This is a genomic window from Escherichia sp. E3659 (assembly GCF_005781135.1).
Classification (GTDB): domain Bacteria; phylum Pseudomonadota; class Gammaproteobacteria; order Enterobacterales; family Enterobacteriaceae; genus Escherichia.
Genome location: NZ_VATQ01000044.1, coordinates 19,771 through 37,693, shown reverse-complemented (window position 1 = coordinate 37,693; position 17,923 = coordinate 19,771). Strand labels below are relative to the sequence as shown.

At 48.9% G+C, this 17,923-nt stretch carries 13 protein-coding genes and 1 tRNA gene; 3 read left to right on the top strand and 11 right to left on the bottom strand.

Annotated elements, in window-relative coordinates:
- Positions 1-138: 138 nt before the first annotated feature.
- The 10 genes from dtpC to aspA form a co-directional block, all read right to left on the bottom strand.
- Entirely contained in the window at positions 139-1,596 is a 1,458-nt protein-coding gene (gene dtpC / locus FEK47_RS22455) for a dipeptide/tripeptide permease DtpC (RefSeq protein ID WP_135486768.1), read from the bottom strand.
- A 58-nt stretch (positions 1,597-1,654) separates the two neighbouring features.
- On the bottom strand, positions 1,655-3,802 hold the full coding sequence (gene cadA / locus FEK47_RS22450) for a lysine decarboxylase CadA (RefSeq protein ID WP_130216761.1): 2,148 nt from the start codon (positions 3,800-3,802) through the stop codon (positions 1,655-1,657).
- A gap of 79 nt (positions 3,803-3,881) precedes the next feature.
- Complete coding sequence (cadB, locus tag FEK47_RS22445; protein WP_130216759.1) at positions 3,882-5,216, bottom strand: cadaverine/lysine antiporter; 1,335 nt, start codon at positions 5,214-5,216, stop codon at positions 3,882-3,884.
- A 362-nt stretch (positions 5,217-5,578) separates the two neighbouring features.
- On the bottom strand, positions 5,579-7,117 hold the full coding sequence (cadC, locus tag FEK47_RS22440; RefSeq protein ID WP_130216757.1) for a lysine decarboxylation/transport transcriptional activator CadC: 1,539 nt from the start codon (positions 7,115-7,117) through the stop codon (positions 5,579-5,581).
- A gap of 602 nt (positions 7,118-7,719) precedes the next feature.
- Positions 7,720-7,795, bottom strand: a tRNA-Phe gene (locus FEK47_RS22435).
- A gap of 106 nt (positions 7,796-7,901) precedes the next feature.
- Positions 7,902-8,477, bottom strand: coding sequence for a transcriptional regulator (locus tag FEK47_RS22430; protein WP_135486767.1), 576 nt, complete (start codon positions 8,475-8,477; stop codon positions 7,902-7,904).
- Between the two features lie 35 nt (positions 8,478-8,512).
- Positions 8,513-10,210, bottom strand: a complete 1,698-nt coding sequence (gene dsbD / locus FEK47_RS22425; RefSeq protein ID WP_135486766.1) for a protein-disulfide reductase DsbD — start codon at positions 10,208-10,210, stop codon at positions 8,513-8,515.
- Entirely contained in the window at positions 10,186-10,524 is a 339-nt protein-coding gene (gene cutA / locus FEK47_RS22420; RefSeq protein WP_064525746.1) for a divalent cation tolerance protein CutA, read from the bottom strand. The genes dsbD and cutA overlap by 25 nt, the downstream gene beginning before the upstream one ends.
- Before the next feature lie 115 nt (positions 10,525-10,639).
- Positions 10,640-11,941, bottom strand: a complete 1,302-nt coding sequence (gene dcuA / locus FEK47_RS22415; protein ID WP_130216753.1) for an anaerobic C4-dicarboxylate transporter DcuA — start codon at positions 11,939-11,941, stop codon at positions 10,640-10,642.
- Between the two features lie 117 nt (positions 11,942-12,058).
- A complete protein-coding gene (gene aspA, locus FEK47_RS22410; RefSeq protein WP_130205949.1) occupies positions 12,059-13,495 on the bottom strand; it encodes an aspartate ammonia-lyase in 1,437 nt (478 codons plus the stop codon).
- Positions 13,496-13,831: 336 nt separating this feature from the next.
- Between aspA and FEK47_RS22405 the strand changes: the two genes are divergently transcribed.
- Positions 13,832-14,308 carry an FxsA family protein gene (locus FEK47_RS22405; RefSeq protein WP_135385148.1) on the top strand — a complete coding sequence of 159 codons (477 nt, stop codon included), beginning with the start codon at positions 13,832-13,834 and terminating at the stop codon, positions 14,306-14,308.
- 15 nt (positions 14,309-14,323) lie between these two features.
- Here the strand turns inward: FEK47_RS22405 and yjeH are convergent, their stop codons facing one another.
- Complete coding sequence (yjeH, locus tag FEK47_RS22400; RefSeq protein WP_135486765.1) at positions 14,324-15,580, bottom strand: L-methionine/branched-chain amino acid transporter; 1,257 nt, start codon at positions 15,578-15,580, stop codon at positions 14,324-14,326.
- Positions 15,581-15,855: 275 nt separating this feature from the next.
- Between yjeH and FEK47_RS22395 the strand changes: the two genes are divergently transcribed.
- Positions 15,856-16,149: a co-chaperone GroES gene (locus FEK47_RS22395; RefSeq protein ID WP_001026276.1), complete on the top strand. Its 294-nt coding sequence runs from the start codon at positions 15,856-15,858 to the stop codon at positions 16,147-16,149.
- Between the two features lie 43 nt (positions 16,150-16,192).
- Entirely contained in the window at positions 16,193-17,839 is a 1,647-nt protein-coding gene (groL, locus tag FEK47_RS22390) for a chaperonin GroEL (RefSeq protein WP_000729132.1), read from the top strand.
- Positions 17,840-17,923 lie beyond the last annotated feature (84 nt).

The window sequence follows — 17,923 nt, the reverse complement described above, 5'->3', positions numbered from 1 at the left end:
TATCTAAACCAACGCTTACCTCAAGTTGATATCACTAATAAATCACCATAAAAATGGTTTAAATATCTTATTAATCTGGATTTGCCAGAGTGATTAACTGAAAGGCAATTTATTCATAACTAATTGTTTTTACAGCAGTTAATCGTTGCTTTCCTGTATCATATTCGTCGGCGTGCTAAACAGAAAACGGGTAGCAAAGGCCAATACGACGATGATCGCGACACAAGCCAACGTCCACTCTCCCATCTGAGAAAAGAATCGCTGGTAAGCTGCAATTGCCATACCGCTAATTTGCGTCTCTGTCGTCTGCTGTGCCACGACGCCTGCCAGCCAGTTGGCGACCGCGCCTGTTGCCAGCATATAAATACCGGTTAATACGCCAGACATTTTCAGACGCGTGATTTGCGCAATCGCCACCGGGTCAATAAAGAGTTCGGCAAAGCCCATTAGCGCCAGCCCGGATATCATCACGCCCATTGACGCTTGACCGTCAGCCGCTGCATGTCGGGCATCAAATGCCAACAACATAAAGCCACAAGCCATCAGCAGTAAGCCAAAGGCAAACTTCAGCCAGACGCGCAATGTTGAATTGCCGCGGCTTTCTGGCGACGCCAGCCAGGCCAGAACAACCCCAGCGAGCATCACCGCAATTGCATTCACCGACTGGAATAGTGCTGTAGGTACTTCAATATTGAATGCCTGACGATTCACAAAGCGATCGATAAACAAGCTGATGGTACTGCCGCCCTGTTGTGCCAGTACCCAGAACAACGTCCCGACAAACATCAACAATACAATTTGCCAAAGAGCACGGCGGTGTTCGGGGAATTTGATCATCATGCGGGCAATGATTTGTGCAGCAATAAGGCAAACAATTGCCAGCAAATATCCGGACCAGTCGTTCTCCAGCAGCAGGGTAAAAAATACTGGGGCTAAACAGAGCATCACCACTAACCAGCTCCATACCGGTAAGGCAAATTTGACGCGAGTGAGCGCTTTTTTATCCATACTACGCGTGGACTGGAAATGACGATGACCACTTAAGAAAATCAACAAACCGATAAACATGCCGCCACCCGCAAGGGCAAAGCCAACATGCCATCCATACCACTGAGCAGCCAGGCCGCAGGCGATGGGGGCTGCGATAGAACCGATATTGCCCGCGGCATACAGCAGCGAAAAACCGCCATCACGTCGATGATCGTTCTCGTCGTAGAGCTCGCCAAGCAAACAGCTGATGTTTGATTTGAATAAACCGTAGCCACAAATAATGATTGCCAGCGCCAGATACAGGCTAAAGGTTGAATTTGTATCAATGCCCAGCACCACATGGCCAAGGGTCATTAACAGCGCGCCGGCAATCACTGCAGTGCGGTTGCCGAGCAGGCGGTCGGCAAGCCAGCCGCCGAGAATAGGGGTAACGTAAACCAAAGAAGCGTATGCGCTGAACAGGCTGATGGCATGGTTATCATCAAAACCAAGCTGATGGGTGAGATAGAGAATGAGTAAGGCACGCATGCCGTAAAAACTGAAGTACTCCCAGATCTGGATCGCCACGATATAGTATATCGCGCGCGGCTGTGAGGGTGTTTTCATGTGTTCTCCTTATGAGCAAAAAAGGGAAGTGGCAAGCCACTTCCCTTGTACTAGCTAATTATTTTTTGCCTTCTTCTTTCAATACCTTAACGGTATAGCGGCCATCAGCCTGACGGTATGCACCGTGAATATCGGTTTCAAAGCCCGGATAGTGAGCGCCGATTTCACACAGCATCTGCAGGAACTCCAGAACCGGACGGCTTTCTTCGGTGATCATTTCACCCGGCATTACCAGAGGAACTCCCGGCGGATACGGAAGGATCATATTGGCGTTAATACGACCTACCATTTCGTCGAGGTAAACTTCTTCGGTCATACCGTGCAGCTCTTTCTGGAACGCAGCATACGGAGTCATTACCATAGTCGGCAGCACTTCAAATGCGCGATACATCAGATCCGGCAGATTGTGGTGAACAATCAGTTTGTGGATATTCTGTGCCAGTTCCTGAATACGCATGTTTTCATAGAATTCAGGATCTTCACGATACAGAGACGGCAGCATGTTTTTCACACGCAGGTTCAGGTCGAACGCACGTTTGAAGTCAGTCAGAGCACGCAGCAGGCTCAGTGCTTTGGTCTTATCAATACCGATGCTGAACAGGAACAGCAGGTTATACGGACCGGTCTTCTCAACAACGATGCCATGTTCGTCGAGGTATTTCGCCACGATGCTGGCCGGAATACCAAAGTCGCTCATGGTGCCGTCTTTTTCCATCCCCGGAGTCAGCAGAGTGACTTTGATCGGGTCAAGATACATGTGCTCGTTATCGATGTTTTTGAAGCCGTGCCAGGTGCTGTCAGAACGCAGCGGCCAGCATTCAGTAGTATCGATATGATCCGGCTGCCATACATCAAAGAACCAGCCATCAGATTCTGTTCTCAGACGTTTGATCTCTTTACGGAACTTGATCGCACGTTCAATGGAACCGTCGATCAGGCGTTTACCGGCATTACCTTTCATCATCGCCGCAGCAGTTTCAGTGGAAGCCACGATACCGTAGTGCGGAGAAGTGGTGGTGTGCATCATGTAGGCTTCGTTAAAGGTTTCTTCGTTTACGTCACCTTTAACGTGGATCATGGAAGCCTGAGAGAACGCCGCCAGCAGTTTGTGAGTGGACTGGGTTTCGTAAATCACTTTCCCTTCGACACGGCCACCGCTCATACCGCATTTACCTTCGTAAATCGGTGAGAAGTTGGTGTAAGGCACCCACGCGGAGTCAAAGTGGATGGATTTCACATCCAGCGTTTTCTTGATGAAGTCGGTGTTGTACAGCAGACCATCATAGGTAGAGTTGGTAATTACGGCATGTACCGGCCAGGTTGCGTTTGGTGTTTCTTTAACGCGCTTAGCAATGGTTGCGTGCTGGAATTCACTCTGTGGGATACCGCCAAGAATACCGTAAGCGTTACGGGTCGGGCGGAAATAGATTGGCGTAACATCGCTCATCATCATCAGATGGGTCAGCGATTTGTGGCAGTTACGGTCAATCAGAATGGTGCTGCCTGCCGGAGCAGAGTACATACCAACAATTTTGTTCGCAGTGGAAGTACCGTTGGTCACCATGTAGCTGCGGTCTGCGTTAAAGACGCGAGCGATATACTGTTCTGCTTCTTTGTGTGGACCGCTGTGATCCAGCAGGGAACCCAGTTCAGATACTGAAATGGAAATATCAGATTTCATGGTGTTCGGACCAAAGAAATCATAGAACAGGCTACCTACCGGGCTTTTCTGGAATGCAGTACCGCCCATGTGACCAGGAGTACAGAAAGTATATTTACCTTCACGAACATATTTAAACAGCGCTTTGGTCAGCGGAGGCAGAATAGTGTTGATATATTCGTCAGTGGTCTGCTTGATCTTGTTAGCAATATCATCAGCAGCACCCAGCGCATATTCAAAGAAGCTAATCTGTAAACGCAGATCGTTCAGGCTTACATCGAGTGTGGAATATGTATTAGCGAACGCGTACAACGGCAGGTTCTCGTTCATTTTGCTAATTTCTTCGCACAACTCGAGATTATATTTATCCCAGTCAAAAATAACGCCGCACAGACGCGCATTGTTTTCGATCAGTTTTAATAAGTCGTCACGGTCGTTCGGGTAAACAATCTGGAAGTTCAGACGTTCAAGCGCGCGATGAAGTTCACGGATGGGTTCTTCTTTAAAATAAACCCCCATGTGATTCAATATTGCAATAACGTTCATAGTCATATCTCCAGGTAAAAAAGGCCCCTCCCAACACATGGGACAAAATGAAAGGAGGAGCCTCGGAAAATACTTTTAATTAATGTGCGTTAGATGCTGTGTGGTTATCCATCGAGTGGCTCTGGCGCTCGTGCATTTTGCGAGCGTAGAACATCAGGATAATCAGGCTGACGATGAAGGTACCTGCCAGCTCGAAGGAGCTTGCGCCCATCAGAGCGATGAAGCAGAACACGCAACCCAGTACAGAGCAGATAAGGCTGACAAAGTTGCGGATGTTAACGCCTTCAAAACGAATCAGGTCAACGCAAGAGTAGAAGTACGGCAGCATAGTCAGCAGTACTGCGATACCGGTCAGTTCACCGAACAGGTCAGATGCTTTACCACCGGCAGAGTTCATCAGAGTGATGAGGATCATCAGGGCAGTCATTTTCACTGCAGCCAGCAGCAGACCTTTTTTCGGAATACCGTTGCTGTCGACTTCACCATAAATTTTCGGGAAGTTACCGTCGTTAGCGGCACGTACACCTGCCTGGCCTACCAGCATCATCCAGGAGCCCAGAGAAGTCAGGCACGCAAAGGCGGTGAATGCAGAAACCAGCGGCGCAGCCCAGTTACCGAGGATAGTTGAAGCACTGATTGCAAACGGAGCACCGGAAGCTGCCATTACAGAAGACGGATACATACCGGAAAGCACCTGAGTCGCAGCAATGTAAACAATACCTGCTAAACCAGTACCCAGCATGGTTGCCAGTGGAACGGTACGTTTCGGGTTTTTAACCATACCAGTACTTACAGCTGCGGATTCAACACCCACGAAGGCCCACAGGCAGAGCAGAATACTTTTAATGATCGCATGACCATCAGTGGTACCCGCAGTATTCCAGTTAGCTGCATAAGTTGCAGCATCAAACCAATGCCAGCCAACAATAGCAGTCATAACCACAGGAATAAGAACCAGCACCAGGCCAATAGTGGTTAAACGGCTTACCCAGGTACCGCCGAGCATATTTACAAAGGTAAATACCCAGACGATAGCAATACAAGCGATACCCGCCGGAACAGGATCATTTAATACTGGGAAGAAGGTGGAAAGATAAGATACAGCGGTAATACCAATCGCCAGGTTACCAATCCAGTTAGCATGGTAATAAAGAACACCTGTCTGAAAACCAAATGCAGGGGAAATTTCTCCAGCATAAGCAATTGGGCCACCTTGTTGCGGGTTCTTTGTTGCCAGTCGGGCATATACATAAGCCAGCGACATTGCACCAATAATAGAGATGATCCAACCCCAGATAGCAATACCACCGATACTTGCAAGGTTCGCAGGTAATAATGCAATACCGCTCCCCATCATATTACCGGCAACAACACCGGTACAGGCAAATAGCCCAATCTTCTTGGCAGAACTCATGCTCTTCTCCTAATTTCATTTTAGAATTTGGAGTCCGGGTCATGATGTATAACTATTTACTGACCAGACCAAACTGGCGACAAGACTACTCAAAAAAAAAGATTAATCCTAAAGATTAGGTGAAATAATACAAAAGTTTATGTCAGTGAGGATTTTAGCTCTTCATTAACAGATCAGAATCGCAAGTTGATATCATGAAAAGATAAACATTCAATATTTACAATGAATTACGAGAAAGTTGCTGGTTAAATTTATGTAATAAAAAATTATGCAGCAAATAAATTGCTGCAACATGTTGCGTCAATAAATATACAAGCGTTTAACGCTAAAAATCCCCGCGAATGAATCAACCCAGGATTTGTTTATTCTGACGCGAGAAATTTGTCGAGATAAGGAACAACATAAGAAACAGAAGTCTGGAATATGCCATTTTCAATCCAGTAAAGGGTGTTTGCTCCCGGGCGTAAATTAAAGGCGGTGAGATATGCATCAGCAGCTTCTCGGTTCATCCCCTTCATCTCATAAACTTTGCCAAGCAACACATAATTTAGCCAGGACATTTCAAGGTCAATGCCAGTATTTATCGCCTGATAAGATTCGTCTGTTTTCCCTTTTGTCAGAGCACTGACCGCTTTTATTTGATAGAGAATGGCCAGATTATTCATTCCTGGCAGTGTAGCAATGTTATCAATTTCTGTGTTCAGTGCTGCTAATTGTTTTTCATCTAAAGGATGCTGAGAATGACGTACTATATCAACTAATGCTTTCTCTGCTCTCGCGTAGGTAAATTCGGGAGATGATTGAACAATCTCACCTAATAACTCACTGGCACGGTTCAATGATTTATCATCACCATGCATTAAATAATCATGTGCCTGATAAAAATTAGTTAATAACGCACCACGATGAGGCAAAATTTGTTGGAGCATCTCCTGCATTCGTTGTGGCCACGGTTGATTTAACGCTTTTGACAAACTCTCCAGTAAATCATTTTGAATCGCCAGCTGATTACCGTTAGTGATGACATAACGTTTATCCAGCATGGTCGAACCATCTGCATTGTCTACCAATTTCACCGACATAAAGCACTGTTGAGCGCGGTATTGGCGCTGATTAACAAACGCAATAGATAATGTTTTACCGGAACTGCTCGGTTCATCAATGTTGTAGTTGATTTTGTCATGAACCATAAAAGTGGAGAAGGTATTAAGTGACGTAGCCACCAAATCACCCACGCCTATCGCGTAAGAGAGCTGATACGGGGAAGTCCAGCTGTTACAACTCTTATTCACCATATTAATGTCAATATCGCGTGGATTGAGCAAAATACGCGATTTACTCATAGGAAGACGCGTTTCAAGACTGGAAAACGCCACCAGTGCTACACAGATACCTAACGACAACAGGAAAAAAAACCATACCCAAAAGGTAGTGAATCGTTTGCTTTTAACTGGGGATTGTTCAGGTGGCGTTGCGGTGTTTTGAATGTTAAGACTGTGGGAAGGGGAATCTGTGTCAGGAATCGCCTCTGGTATAGGGGGAGGCGAAGATTGCATTATTTCTTCTCCCTCCTCTTCGCTGTACCAGATAACCGGCACCATTAATTTATAACCGCGCTTTGGTACAGTAGCGATATAGACAAGACTATCTTCATCATTATCTTTTAATGACTTACGCAGTTCTGAGATACTCTGCGTTACAACGTGATTGGTAACAATACTTCTCTTCCAGACATTATCGATAAGTTCATCTCTGCTAAGTACTTCGCCACTGTGTTGAGCAAAGAAAACCAGAAGATCGATTAGTCTCGGCTCAAGGGTAAGTTGACGCCCATTGCGACTAATTTGGTTTATGGACGGAGTAACAAGCCACTCGCCAACGCGAACTACAGGTTGTTGCATAATAAAAACTCATTCGAAAAGGGAATGGTGCAATGATAATTGCCATAACCTATTTTTACCATCTATAGATGGATGTGTTTACATATTACCGGTGAATGTGAGACGTTATTTTTACCAGCCGTAAACCTCTTGATTACATCGCCTTACGAAATGACTTTAATGAGAATCAGAAGTAATTTGCCTTACCACCAGGATTGATGATCTTTGCCAAAGAAAACGTTCAGAAAATAATCCCCGGAAAATTGCCTGGAACGCTTACTATTTTAATGGACTGTTAGTCTTTGCATGATCAAACGGACTGATACATTTCTCTTTGTTCGCATCCAGGAAATCTCATCTGTCGGCGTTCTGTTTATGGATGCGTTACGCTCCTGATGACGTCATTTGACGTTCAACAGCATTACGGGGTCGCACGACATTTTGCGTCAGTCAGTGTCATAGCTCCGGGACAAATTTTCTCAAACAGGGGGATACCCGCAAAATGCTGGTGATGTGGGGAGAATTTGGTTGAGTTTGGTGGGAGTGATTTGGAGGAAGAACGGTAAAATTGTCGCGTCCTGAAACGAAAAACGGACCTCCGTGGAGGTCCGTTTATATGAATTTGGTGCCCGGACTCGGAATCGAACCAAGGACACGGGGATTTTCAATCCCCTGCTCTACCGACTGAGCTATCCGGGCAACGGGGCGCATTAAACCGTAATCTGCACATCTCGTCAACCTAATTTCAGTAAAAGCGATTCAACTGCTTAAGATTGCGGCAAATCGCTTCTTTTCTGTGTTTCTGTCAGGTCAGTGCGCCACCCTGGCGGCAGCGAGCGAAGCGCAGGATATCTTCCGCCAGCCGATGTGCGGTATCGACATCCGCCTGGCTACGATTCACCAGCATTCGGCTTAAACAACCTTCCAGCACCAGTTCCATCTGCTTTGCTACCATCGCCGGATCGTCCACTTCCAGCGTGGTTAACAGTTCGTGGGTAAAGTCGTAGGCCGCGCTTTTTTGCTGATCGGCCAATTGATGAATAGGGTGGCCAGGATCGGGATAAAACGTACAGGCAGCGATAAACAGACAGCCCGGATAGCGGTTGTTTTTAACGCACTCCGATAGCGCCTGATAACGCGCCAGCAGCTTTTGTTCGGCGGTTTGCGTTTCGTCCAGCATCAGCTGACGACGCCAGACATCTATCTGTTGGCTAAGATAGCGCAGGGCATCGTAGAGGATCGCCTCTTTGTCTGACCAGAAGCGGCGCAGCTCGTCCAGTGGATAATCCACACGTTCAGCAACCATCTCCAGCGTGGTGTTGGCAATCCCTTGTAATTCTAATAATTTCAGGGCTTCTCCCAGTACATCTTCACGTTGCACGCTATTTTCCTCCGTCTTTCCCACTGAAGTGTCGTTCACGGTTGGCGATCGCGCAAATGTGCGCTGAAGGTTTCTGCATCCATAAAGCCCGTGACGCGCGCTTGTGGATGCTCCTGGCCTTGTCCGTCAAAAAAGAGAATTGTCGGTAAGCCAAGGACATTAAGATGCTTTAACAGCGCCACATCTTGTGCGTCGTTGGCTGTGACGTTGGCCTGAAGTAAGACCGTGTCTGCTAACGCTTTTTGCACCTGCGGGTCGCTGAAGGTGTATTTCTCAAACTCTTTACAGGCGACGCACCAGTCGGCATAGAGATCTAACATCACCGGTTTGCCTTTGGCTTCAGCGAGTGCCTGATTTAACTCATCTACCGTTTTGATTTGTGTAAAGTTGAGATGCGCCTGAGTTTGCGCGGTATGCGTCGCGCCAAATGCCCAATCCTGGAGTGGGCGCACGCTAACCAATGCTGCCGCCAGCAGGATAATTTGCACAATACGCATCCAGCCGCGTTTGGCCTGTAAGCTGGTGATAAAGGCCCAGCCAAAGAACGCGACACCCAGCGCCGACCACAAGCGTAATCCCCAGACATCACCAATCACACGCTCCAGCAGGAAGACCGGCAGTGCGAGGATCACAAAACCAAATGCGGTTTTGACCTGTTCCATCCACGGGCCGCTTTTCGGCAGCAGGCGGTTACCAAAGACGGTAATTAGCATCAGCGGCAGGCCCATGCCCAGTGCATAGAGATAAAGCGTGCCGCCGCCCAGCCACATGTTTCCGCTTTGGGCGATATACAGCAGAATCGCGCTAAGCGGTGCGGTGGTGCATGGTGAACAGATCAGCCCGGCAATCGCCCCCATAACAAACACACCGCCGGGCGAGCCACCTTGTTGGCGATTGCTCATTAGCGTGAGGCGCGTTTGCAGCGAAGAGGGGAGTTGCAGGGTAAACAAGCCAAACATCGACATTGCCAGCAAGGTAAAGACGATAGCGAGGCCGATAAGCACGTAAGGATGCTGTAGCGCTGCCTGGAACTGTAACCCTGCGGCGGCAACCACCAGACCCAGCGCCGTGTAGGTGAGCGCCATCCCCTGCACATAAATAAAAGTCAGCAACAATGCTCTGGCGGTGGATAGCCGCTGTTTACCACCCAGCACGATACCGGAAATTAGAGGGTACATCGGCAGTACACATGGCGTGAAGGCGATACCGATACCAATCAACAACGCCCAGAGCGCGGAAAAGGGCAATTGCGCGACGGGCTGCTCTTGCTGCGGAACTGATGCAGACGGTGGCGTTGCGTTGTTAGTGACCACTTCGCTTAACGGAACGGTTTTGGTTTCTGGCGGATAACAAAAACCGGCGTCAGCACAGCCCTGGTAGGTGACAGTCAATGTCGCACCAGCACTTGCCTGGTTGATGGTCACAGGAAGCGTCAGCCGCTCGCGGTAAATCTCGCTTTTGCCGTAAAACTCATCTTCATGCCAGACGCCCTGGGGCAGCTGCACGTCGGCAATTTTCGCTTGTTCCGGCGTAATGCGGATCTGTTTACGGTAAAGATAGTAACCGTCTTTGATCTGCCAGCTCAGATTAAGCTCATGTTGGTTTTGCTGAAAATCAAAAGCAAAGGCTTGATCCGCGGGGACAAATTGTGAGCGCCCCGGCGCGTCGAATAATCCGGCAAAAACGGAAGTGCTGCAAAGTAGCAGGATCAGCGTAAAGATGCGTTGAGCCATGAGAGGTAATCTGTGTCTCCGTGTGTAACAGGTAAAACCAGAAGCTCCGGGGTTTGATACGGATGATGAGACTTCAGGCATTCCAGCAGTGCCTGCTGGTGAGATACGGTGGTTTTTAAAATCATCTGCACTTCGTATTCCTGTTCCAGTTTACCTTCCCAGTAATAGAGAGAGGTAGCGCCAGGAATCAAGGTTGCGCAGGCCGCCAGTTTTTCCGCCAACACTTTGGCGGCTAATTCCTGGGCCGTCGCTTCATCCGGCGCGGTGCACAACACCACGACGGACGCGGTATTCGAACTTTTTTCATCAAGCATAAACACCTCGCAAGAACAGATGGAACCGCAAGAGAGAGGTCACTATACAACGGACGGGGAAAGGATGTTAGTCGGCGGGAAAGAAAGCGGGGCGTGAACGCCCCGCGATTTGTCATTACAGCATCACGCTGCCCAGCAAGAAGCCGAAGCAAACGGCCAGGGCAACACCCAGAGTACCTGGGATAAAGAACGGATGGTTGAAGACGAATTTACCGATACGAGTGGTACCCGTGTCATCCATCTGTACCGCAGCAACCAGCGTCGGGTAGGTCGGCAGAATGAACAGACCAGACACGGCTGCGAAAGAAGCTACAGCGGTCAGTGGAGAAACGTTCAGCGCCAGAGCCATCGGCATCAGTGCTTTTGCAGTTGCAGCCTGAGAGTACAGCAGAGCAGAAGCAAAGAAGAAGATAACAGCCAGCAGCCACGGATGGCCCTGAATGACTTCACCAGCGGTATCTTTGATCCAGTCGATGTTGTTGGAAACGAAAGTATCGCCCAGCCATGCAACACCCAGGATACAAATACAGGCGCTCATACCTGCTTTGAAGGTGCTGGAGTTGAGGATGTTGTCGGTGTCCACTTTGCAAAGAACAGTGGTCAGGGTTGCAACGCTCAACATGATAATCAGGATAGCGTTAGTGGTGTTCATCAGCGGTTTTTCAACCAGGCCCATGCTCGGGCTGTTGATAATCGCATAGATTACCACGCCAACTACGCCCAGCAGGAACAGCCAGACGGACGTTTTTGCACCGGATTTGATTTCAATCTGCTTCTCACCGCGCAGTTCAACCAGACCTTCTTCCAGACGCTTGCGATAAATCGGATCGTCAGACAGTTTTGAGTTGAAAAGCATGGTTACCAGGAAGGACATCACCAGAACTGCCAGCAGGGTAGACGGGATGACCACAGAGAGCAGATGCAGGTAGCTGATGCCATGACCTTCCATCACGGAAGACATGTAAACCACCGCCGCAGAGATTGGCGATGCGGTGATCGCAATCTGCGCGGATACCACTGCAGTAGACAGCGGACGGCAAGGTTTAACGCCTTGTTCCTTCGCAACTTCAGCGATAACTGGCAGTGTTGCCAGAGAGATGTTGCCGGTACCAGCAAAGATGGTCAGGAAATAGGTTACGATCGGTGCAAGGATCGTGATGTATTTCGGGTTACGGCGCAGCAGCTTTTCTGTCTGGTGAACCAGATAGTCCAGACCGCCAGCAACCTGCATAGCAGAAATAGCAGCGATAACCGCCATGATAATGGAAATGACATCGAATGGGATGTTACCAGGCTTGACGCCGATAGCGGCAAGAACCAGCACCCCCAGTCCACCTGCAAAACCAATACCAATTCCCCCTAATCTGGCGCCCAAGAAGATCGCCAGCAAAACGATGATGAGTTCTACAACTAGCATATTAGCCTTCCTTGTTTTTTAACAAGTTGATATCAGGTTGTTGTTTTTAAGTTACTGCTCACAAGAAAAAAGGCACGTCGTCTGACGTGCCTCTTTTATTTGTACTACCCTGTACGATTACTGTTCGCTTTCATCAGTATAGCGTTTTGCTTTGTAAGCCGGATGCATCAGGTTCTGTACGGAGAAAATATCGTCTAGTTCTGCTTCAGTCAACAGACCGCGCTCCAGAACGACTTCACGTACACTCTTACCGGTTTCGGCACAGATTTTACCCACGATGTCACCGTTGTGGTGGCCGATGAATGGGTTCAGGTAAGTGACGATACCGATAGAGTTGTAAACGTAACCTTCGCACACTTCTTTGTTAGCAGTGATGCCGTTAACGCATTTTTCCAGCAGGTTGTAGCAAGCGTTGGTCAGAATGTGAACGGATTCAAACATGGCCTGGCCAATGACCGGCTCCATAACGTTCAGCTGCAGCTGACCCGCTTCTGCTGCCATGGTAACAGTGATGTCGTTACCGATGACTTTGAAGCAAACCTGGTTAACCACTTCCGGAACAACTGGGTTTACTTTAGCTGGCATGATGGAAGAGCCCGCCTGCAGTTCCGGCAGGTTGATCTCGTTCAGGCCGGCACGTGGGCCAGAAGAGAGCAAGCGCAGGTCGTTACAGATTTTGGACATCTTCACAGCCATGCGTTTCAGCGCGCCATGAACCATAACGTAAGCGCCGCAGTCAGAGGTCGCTTCGATCAGGTCTTCAGCAGGTACGCATGGGAAGCCAGTGACTTCAGCCAGTTTTTTCACTGCCAGCGGAGAGTACTCTTTCGGCGTGTTCAGGCCAGTACCGATTGCAGTTGCGCCGAGGTTAACTTCCAGCAGCAGTTCAGCGGTACGTTCGATGTTTTTCACTTCTTCTTTCAGCAGGATGCTGAAAGCGCGGAATTCCTGACCGAGGGTCATCGGTACTGCGTCCTGCAGCTGGGTACGACCCATTTTCAGGATGTCCTGGAATTCGACAGCTTTACGTTCAAAGCCTTCACGCAGTTGGTTAATAGCATCTACCAGTTTAATCAGAGAAGAGTAAACCGCGATGCGGAAACCGGTCGGGTAGGCGTCGTTAGTGGACTGACATTTGTTAACGTGGTCGTTCGGGTTCAGGTACTGATATTCACCTTTCTGGTGACCCATCAGTTCCAGACCGATATTGGCCAGCACTTCGTTGGTGTTCATGTTTACGGAAGTACCTGCGCCGCCCTGGTAGACGTCTACCGGGAACTGATCCATGCATTTTCCGTTGTTCAGGACTTCATCACATGCGGCAATGATTGCATTCGCTACACTTTTAGGAATGGTTTGCAGCTCTTTGTTTGCCATAGCTGCGGCTTTTTTAACCATTACCATACCGCGAACAAATTCAGGAATATCGCTGATTTTGTTGTTGCTGATATAGAAGTTTTCAATCGCTCTCAGAGTGTGAACACCATAGTAGGCATCAGCTGGAACTTCCCTGGTACCCAACAGATCTTCTTCGATACGAATGTTGTTTGACATGTGAACCTTCTTTTTCAAGCTGCCAATGATTTGCTGTAAACACACAGAATATATGTGGTTTCGAATGTTTTTCGACCGACGATTATCCCCTGCATCGGCCGAATACCTGGGATCATATGCTGCTTGAGGATTTCTACCGTAATCTGGATCACTTTAAGTGTCGGTTTTTACCCCTTAATTATTAATTTGTGAAATAGATCACCGCTTTGGGATTACTACCAAAAATAGTTGCGCAAACATCTTGAAATTTTGCTAATGACCACAATATAAGCTAAACGCGATTCGCAACCCATTCAGGCGACCAGATTTAACTGGTTGCTATTACAGGAGAAACCTTTGCGCTGGTTACCTTTAATTGCCGTTTTCCTTTATGTCTATATTGAGATTTCAATCTTTATTCAGGTTGCTCATGTCCTGGGGGTATTGCTGACCCTCGTGCTGGTTATATTCACCTCAGTTATTGGTATGTCACTGGTACGTAATCAGGGCTTTAAGAATTTTGTGCTGATGCAACAAAAAATGGCGGCGGGAGAAAACCCAGCGGCGGAAATGATTAAAAGTGTTTCGTTGATCATTGCCGGTTTGCTGCTTTTATTACCGGGCTTTTTCACCGATTTCCTCGGTCTTCTTCTTTTATTACCGCCAGTGCAAAAGCATCTGACAGTGAAGTTGATGCCGCATTTGCGCTTTTCCCGTATGCCGGGCGGCGGATTTAGCGCCGGGACTGGTGGCGGTAATACTTTTGATGGTGAGTACCAGCGAAAGGATGATGACCGCGACCGCCTTGATCATAAAGACGATCGCCAGGATTAATGACGAAACGCCGGATTATGTGGTTATGCCATTTTCCGGCGTTTTTCGTTTTGGCAGAAATAGCCATAACCCCGCCAGCATGATCAGGGCATATAAACTTTTCCAGCCGACCATCGCCAGTAACAGAAGGCATAACAGCCCGCCAATTACCGCCAGTAGTCGATAACGTCCTTGCAATAATTTACAGCCTGCCATCATGCATAACAGGTAAATCATAATAAAGATGCCATTGGCATAGATGATAAGTGCGTCCAGATTGATCTCTAACATATGGATCGCCAACGTGCTCACCACGCAACAGCCGAGTACGGCATTAAGGGCATTAGTCGGGATATGACGAGAAGAGAGGCGTGCCAGGCAGTGGTCAGGATTGTGTTGCGCCTGCGACCAGACTAATCGGGCGAAGCTCTGTATATAAATGTTGAGACTGGCAAAGCAGGCCAGATAGCCAATCACGCAGGCAATCCACAACGCTCCTACACCGAACAGCTGCACCACAATTTTTGGAAGCGATGCTGCCGCCGCCATTTTTTCACCGTAGGCGTCGAAGTGTAAGACGACAACCGTACAGCCCCAATAGACTAATCCTGCCAGCAACAGACCAATCATCAGAGCGCGGGGAAAATCACGCTCTGGATTTTTAAATTCCGAGGCGAGATGGGCAAATGCCTCCAGACCGACAAAACACCAGAACATCACCGATAACGCAGCAAACAACCCGGAAAGTTCTATATTACCAGGTGCCGGGAAGGGGATATTCGCAGGTTTGATATCGCCCGCCCACCAGATAGCGACAATCAGCGCGACGATAAGCCCGGCAATCACCGTTTGTAGATTGGCACTGGAACTGGCTCCGCGAGTGCCGATGTACCACACCAGCGCCAGCGTACCAAGTTCTGCCAACAACAGTTGCCAACTATGCCAGCCAAACATTGCCTGGCCAAAGCCGGCGGCAATTTGTAGTGCAGCGGGCAGGCCCACGGGAATGACCGATAAAAATAGCCAGCCAGTGACTCGCTCAAGCCGCGAGCCAAACGCTATGCCAACGAAGTGCGCGACGCCGCCCGCACTGGGATAGTGGCGACCCAGCAGCGCAAAGACGATTGCAATCGGGAACACTAAGATAATCAAAACGGGCCACGCCCACAGGCTGGTATTGCCCGCTAGCAGGGCTGCTAATGCGGGAACGGCAAACACGCCCGTGCCTAATAATGAGGTTGATAACAGGCCGATCCCCTGGGCCAGTCCCAGTTCTTGTTTGAGTCCACTCATGGGTTAATGTCCAATTGTGCCCAAAATTTGGGCAACTGCGCAGGATCTCGATGGTAGCACAATCAGATTCGCGTATGGCGGCGATGGATAAATTGCGATGAAATGTGATGTGAATCAGGATTTTTACCCGATTTTGTACTGATCAGAATTTTTTTTCATTTGCCCCCTTGAAGGGGGAGAAGCCCATCCCCATTTCACTGGTCACCAGCCGGGAAACCACGTAAGGTCCGGCGTCACCCATAACAGATACGGACTTTCTCAAAGGAGAGTTATCAATGAATATTCGTCCATTGCATGATCGCGTGATCGTCAAGCGTAAAGAAGTTGAAACTAAATCTGCTGGCGGCATCGTTCTGACCGGCTCTGCAGCGGCTAAATCTACCCGTGGCGAAGTGCTGGCTGTTGGCAATGGCCGCATCCTTGAAAATGGTGAAGTGAAGCCGCTGGACGTGAAAGTTGGCGACATCGTAATTTTCAATGATGGCTACGGTGTGAAGTCTGAGAAGATCGACAATGAAGAAGTGTTGATCATGTCCGAAAGCGACATTCTGGCAATTGTTGAAGCGTAATCCGCGCACGACACTGAACATACGAATTTAAGGAATAAAGATAATGGCAGCTAAAGACGTAAAATTCGGTAACGACGCTCGTGTGAAAATGCTGCGCGGCGTAAACGTACTGGCAGATGCAGTGAAAGTTACCCTCGGTCCGAAAGGCCGTAACGTAGTTCTGGATAAATCTTTCGGTGCACCGACCATCACCAAAGATGGTGTTTCCGTGGCTCGTGAAATCGAACTGGAAGACAAGTTCGAAAACATGGGTGCGCAGATGGTGAAAGAAGTTGCCTCTAAAGCGAACGACACTGCAGGCGACGGTACCACCACCGCAACCGTACTGGCTCAGGCTATCATTACTGAAGGCCTGAAAGCTGTTGCCGCGGGCATGAACCCGATGGACCTGAAACGTGGTATCGACAAAGCCGTTACTGCTGCAGTTGAAGAACTGAAAGCGCTGTCCGTACCGTGCTCCGACTCTAAAGCGATTGCTCAGGTTGGTACTATCTCCGCTAACTCCGACGAAACCGTAGGTAAACTGATCGCTGAAGCGATGGACAAAGTCGGTAAAGAAGGCGTTATCACCGTTGAAGACGGTACTGGTCTGCAGGACGAACTGGACGTGGTTGAAGGTATGCAGTTCGACCGTGGCTACCTGTCTCCTTACTTCATCAACAAGCCGGAAACTGGTGCAGTAGAACTGGAAAGCCCGTTCATCCTGCTGGCTGACAAGAAAATCTCCAACATCCGCGAAATGCTGCCGGTTCTGGAAGCCGTTGCAAAAGCAGGCAAACCGCTGCTGATCATCGCTGAAGATGTTGAAGGCGAAGCGCTGGCAACTCTGGTTGTTAACACCATGCGTGGCATTGTGAAAGTCGCTGCGGTTAAAGCTCCGGGCTTCGGCGATCGCCGTAAAGCTATGCTGCAGGATATCGCAACCCTGACTGGCGGTACCGTAATCTCTGAAGAGATTGGTATGGAGCTGGAAAAAGCAACCCTGGAAGACCTGGGTCAGGCTAAACGTGTTGTGATCAACAAAGACACCACCACCATCATCGATGGCGTGGGTGAAGAAGCTGCAATTCAGGGCCGTGTTGCTCAGATCCGTCAGCAGATTGAAGAAGCAACTTCTGACTACGACCGTGAAAAACTGCAGGAGCGCGTAGCGAAACTGGCAGGCGGCGTTGCAGTTATCAAAGTTGGTGCTGCTACCGAAGTTGAAATGAAAGAGAAAAAAGCACGCGTTGAAGACGCCCTGCACGCGACCCGTGCTGCGGTAGAAGAAGGCGTGGTTGCTGGTGGTGGTGTTGCGCTGATCCGCGTAGCGTCTAAACTGGCTGACCTGCGTGGTCAGAACGAAGAGCAGAACGTGGGTATCAAAGTTGCACTGCGTGCAATGGAAGCTCCGCTGCGTCAGATCGTACTGAACTGCGGTGAAGAACCGTCTGTTGTTGCTAACACCGTTAAAGCTGGCGACGGCAACTACGGCTACAACGCAGCAACCGAAGAATACGGCAACATGATCGACATGGGTATCCTGGATCCAACCAAAGTAACTCGTTCTGCTCTGCAGTACGCAGCTTCTGTGGCTGGCCTGATGATCACCACCGAGTGCATGGTTACCGACCTGCCGAAAAACGATGCAGCTGACTTAGGTGCTGCTGGCGGTATGGGCGGCATGGGTGGCATGGGCGGCATGATGTAATTGCCCTGCACCTCGCAGAAATAAAGAAACCCCCGGGCAGAAATGTCTGGGGGTTTTTCTTTTGGTCATCTTTCTAGTATAAGA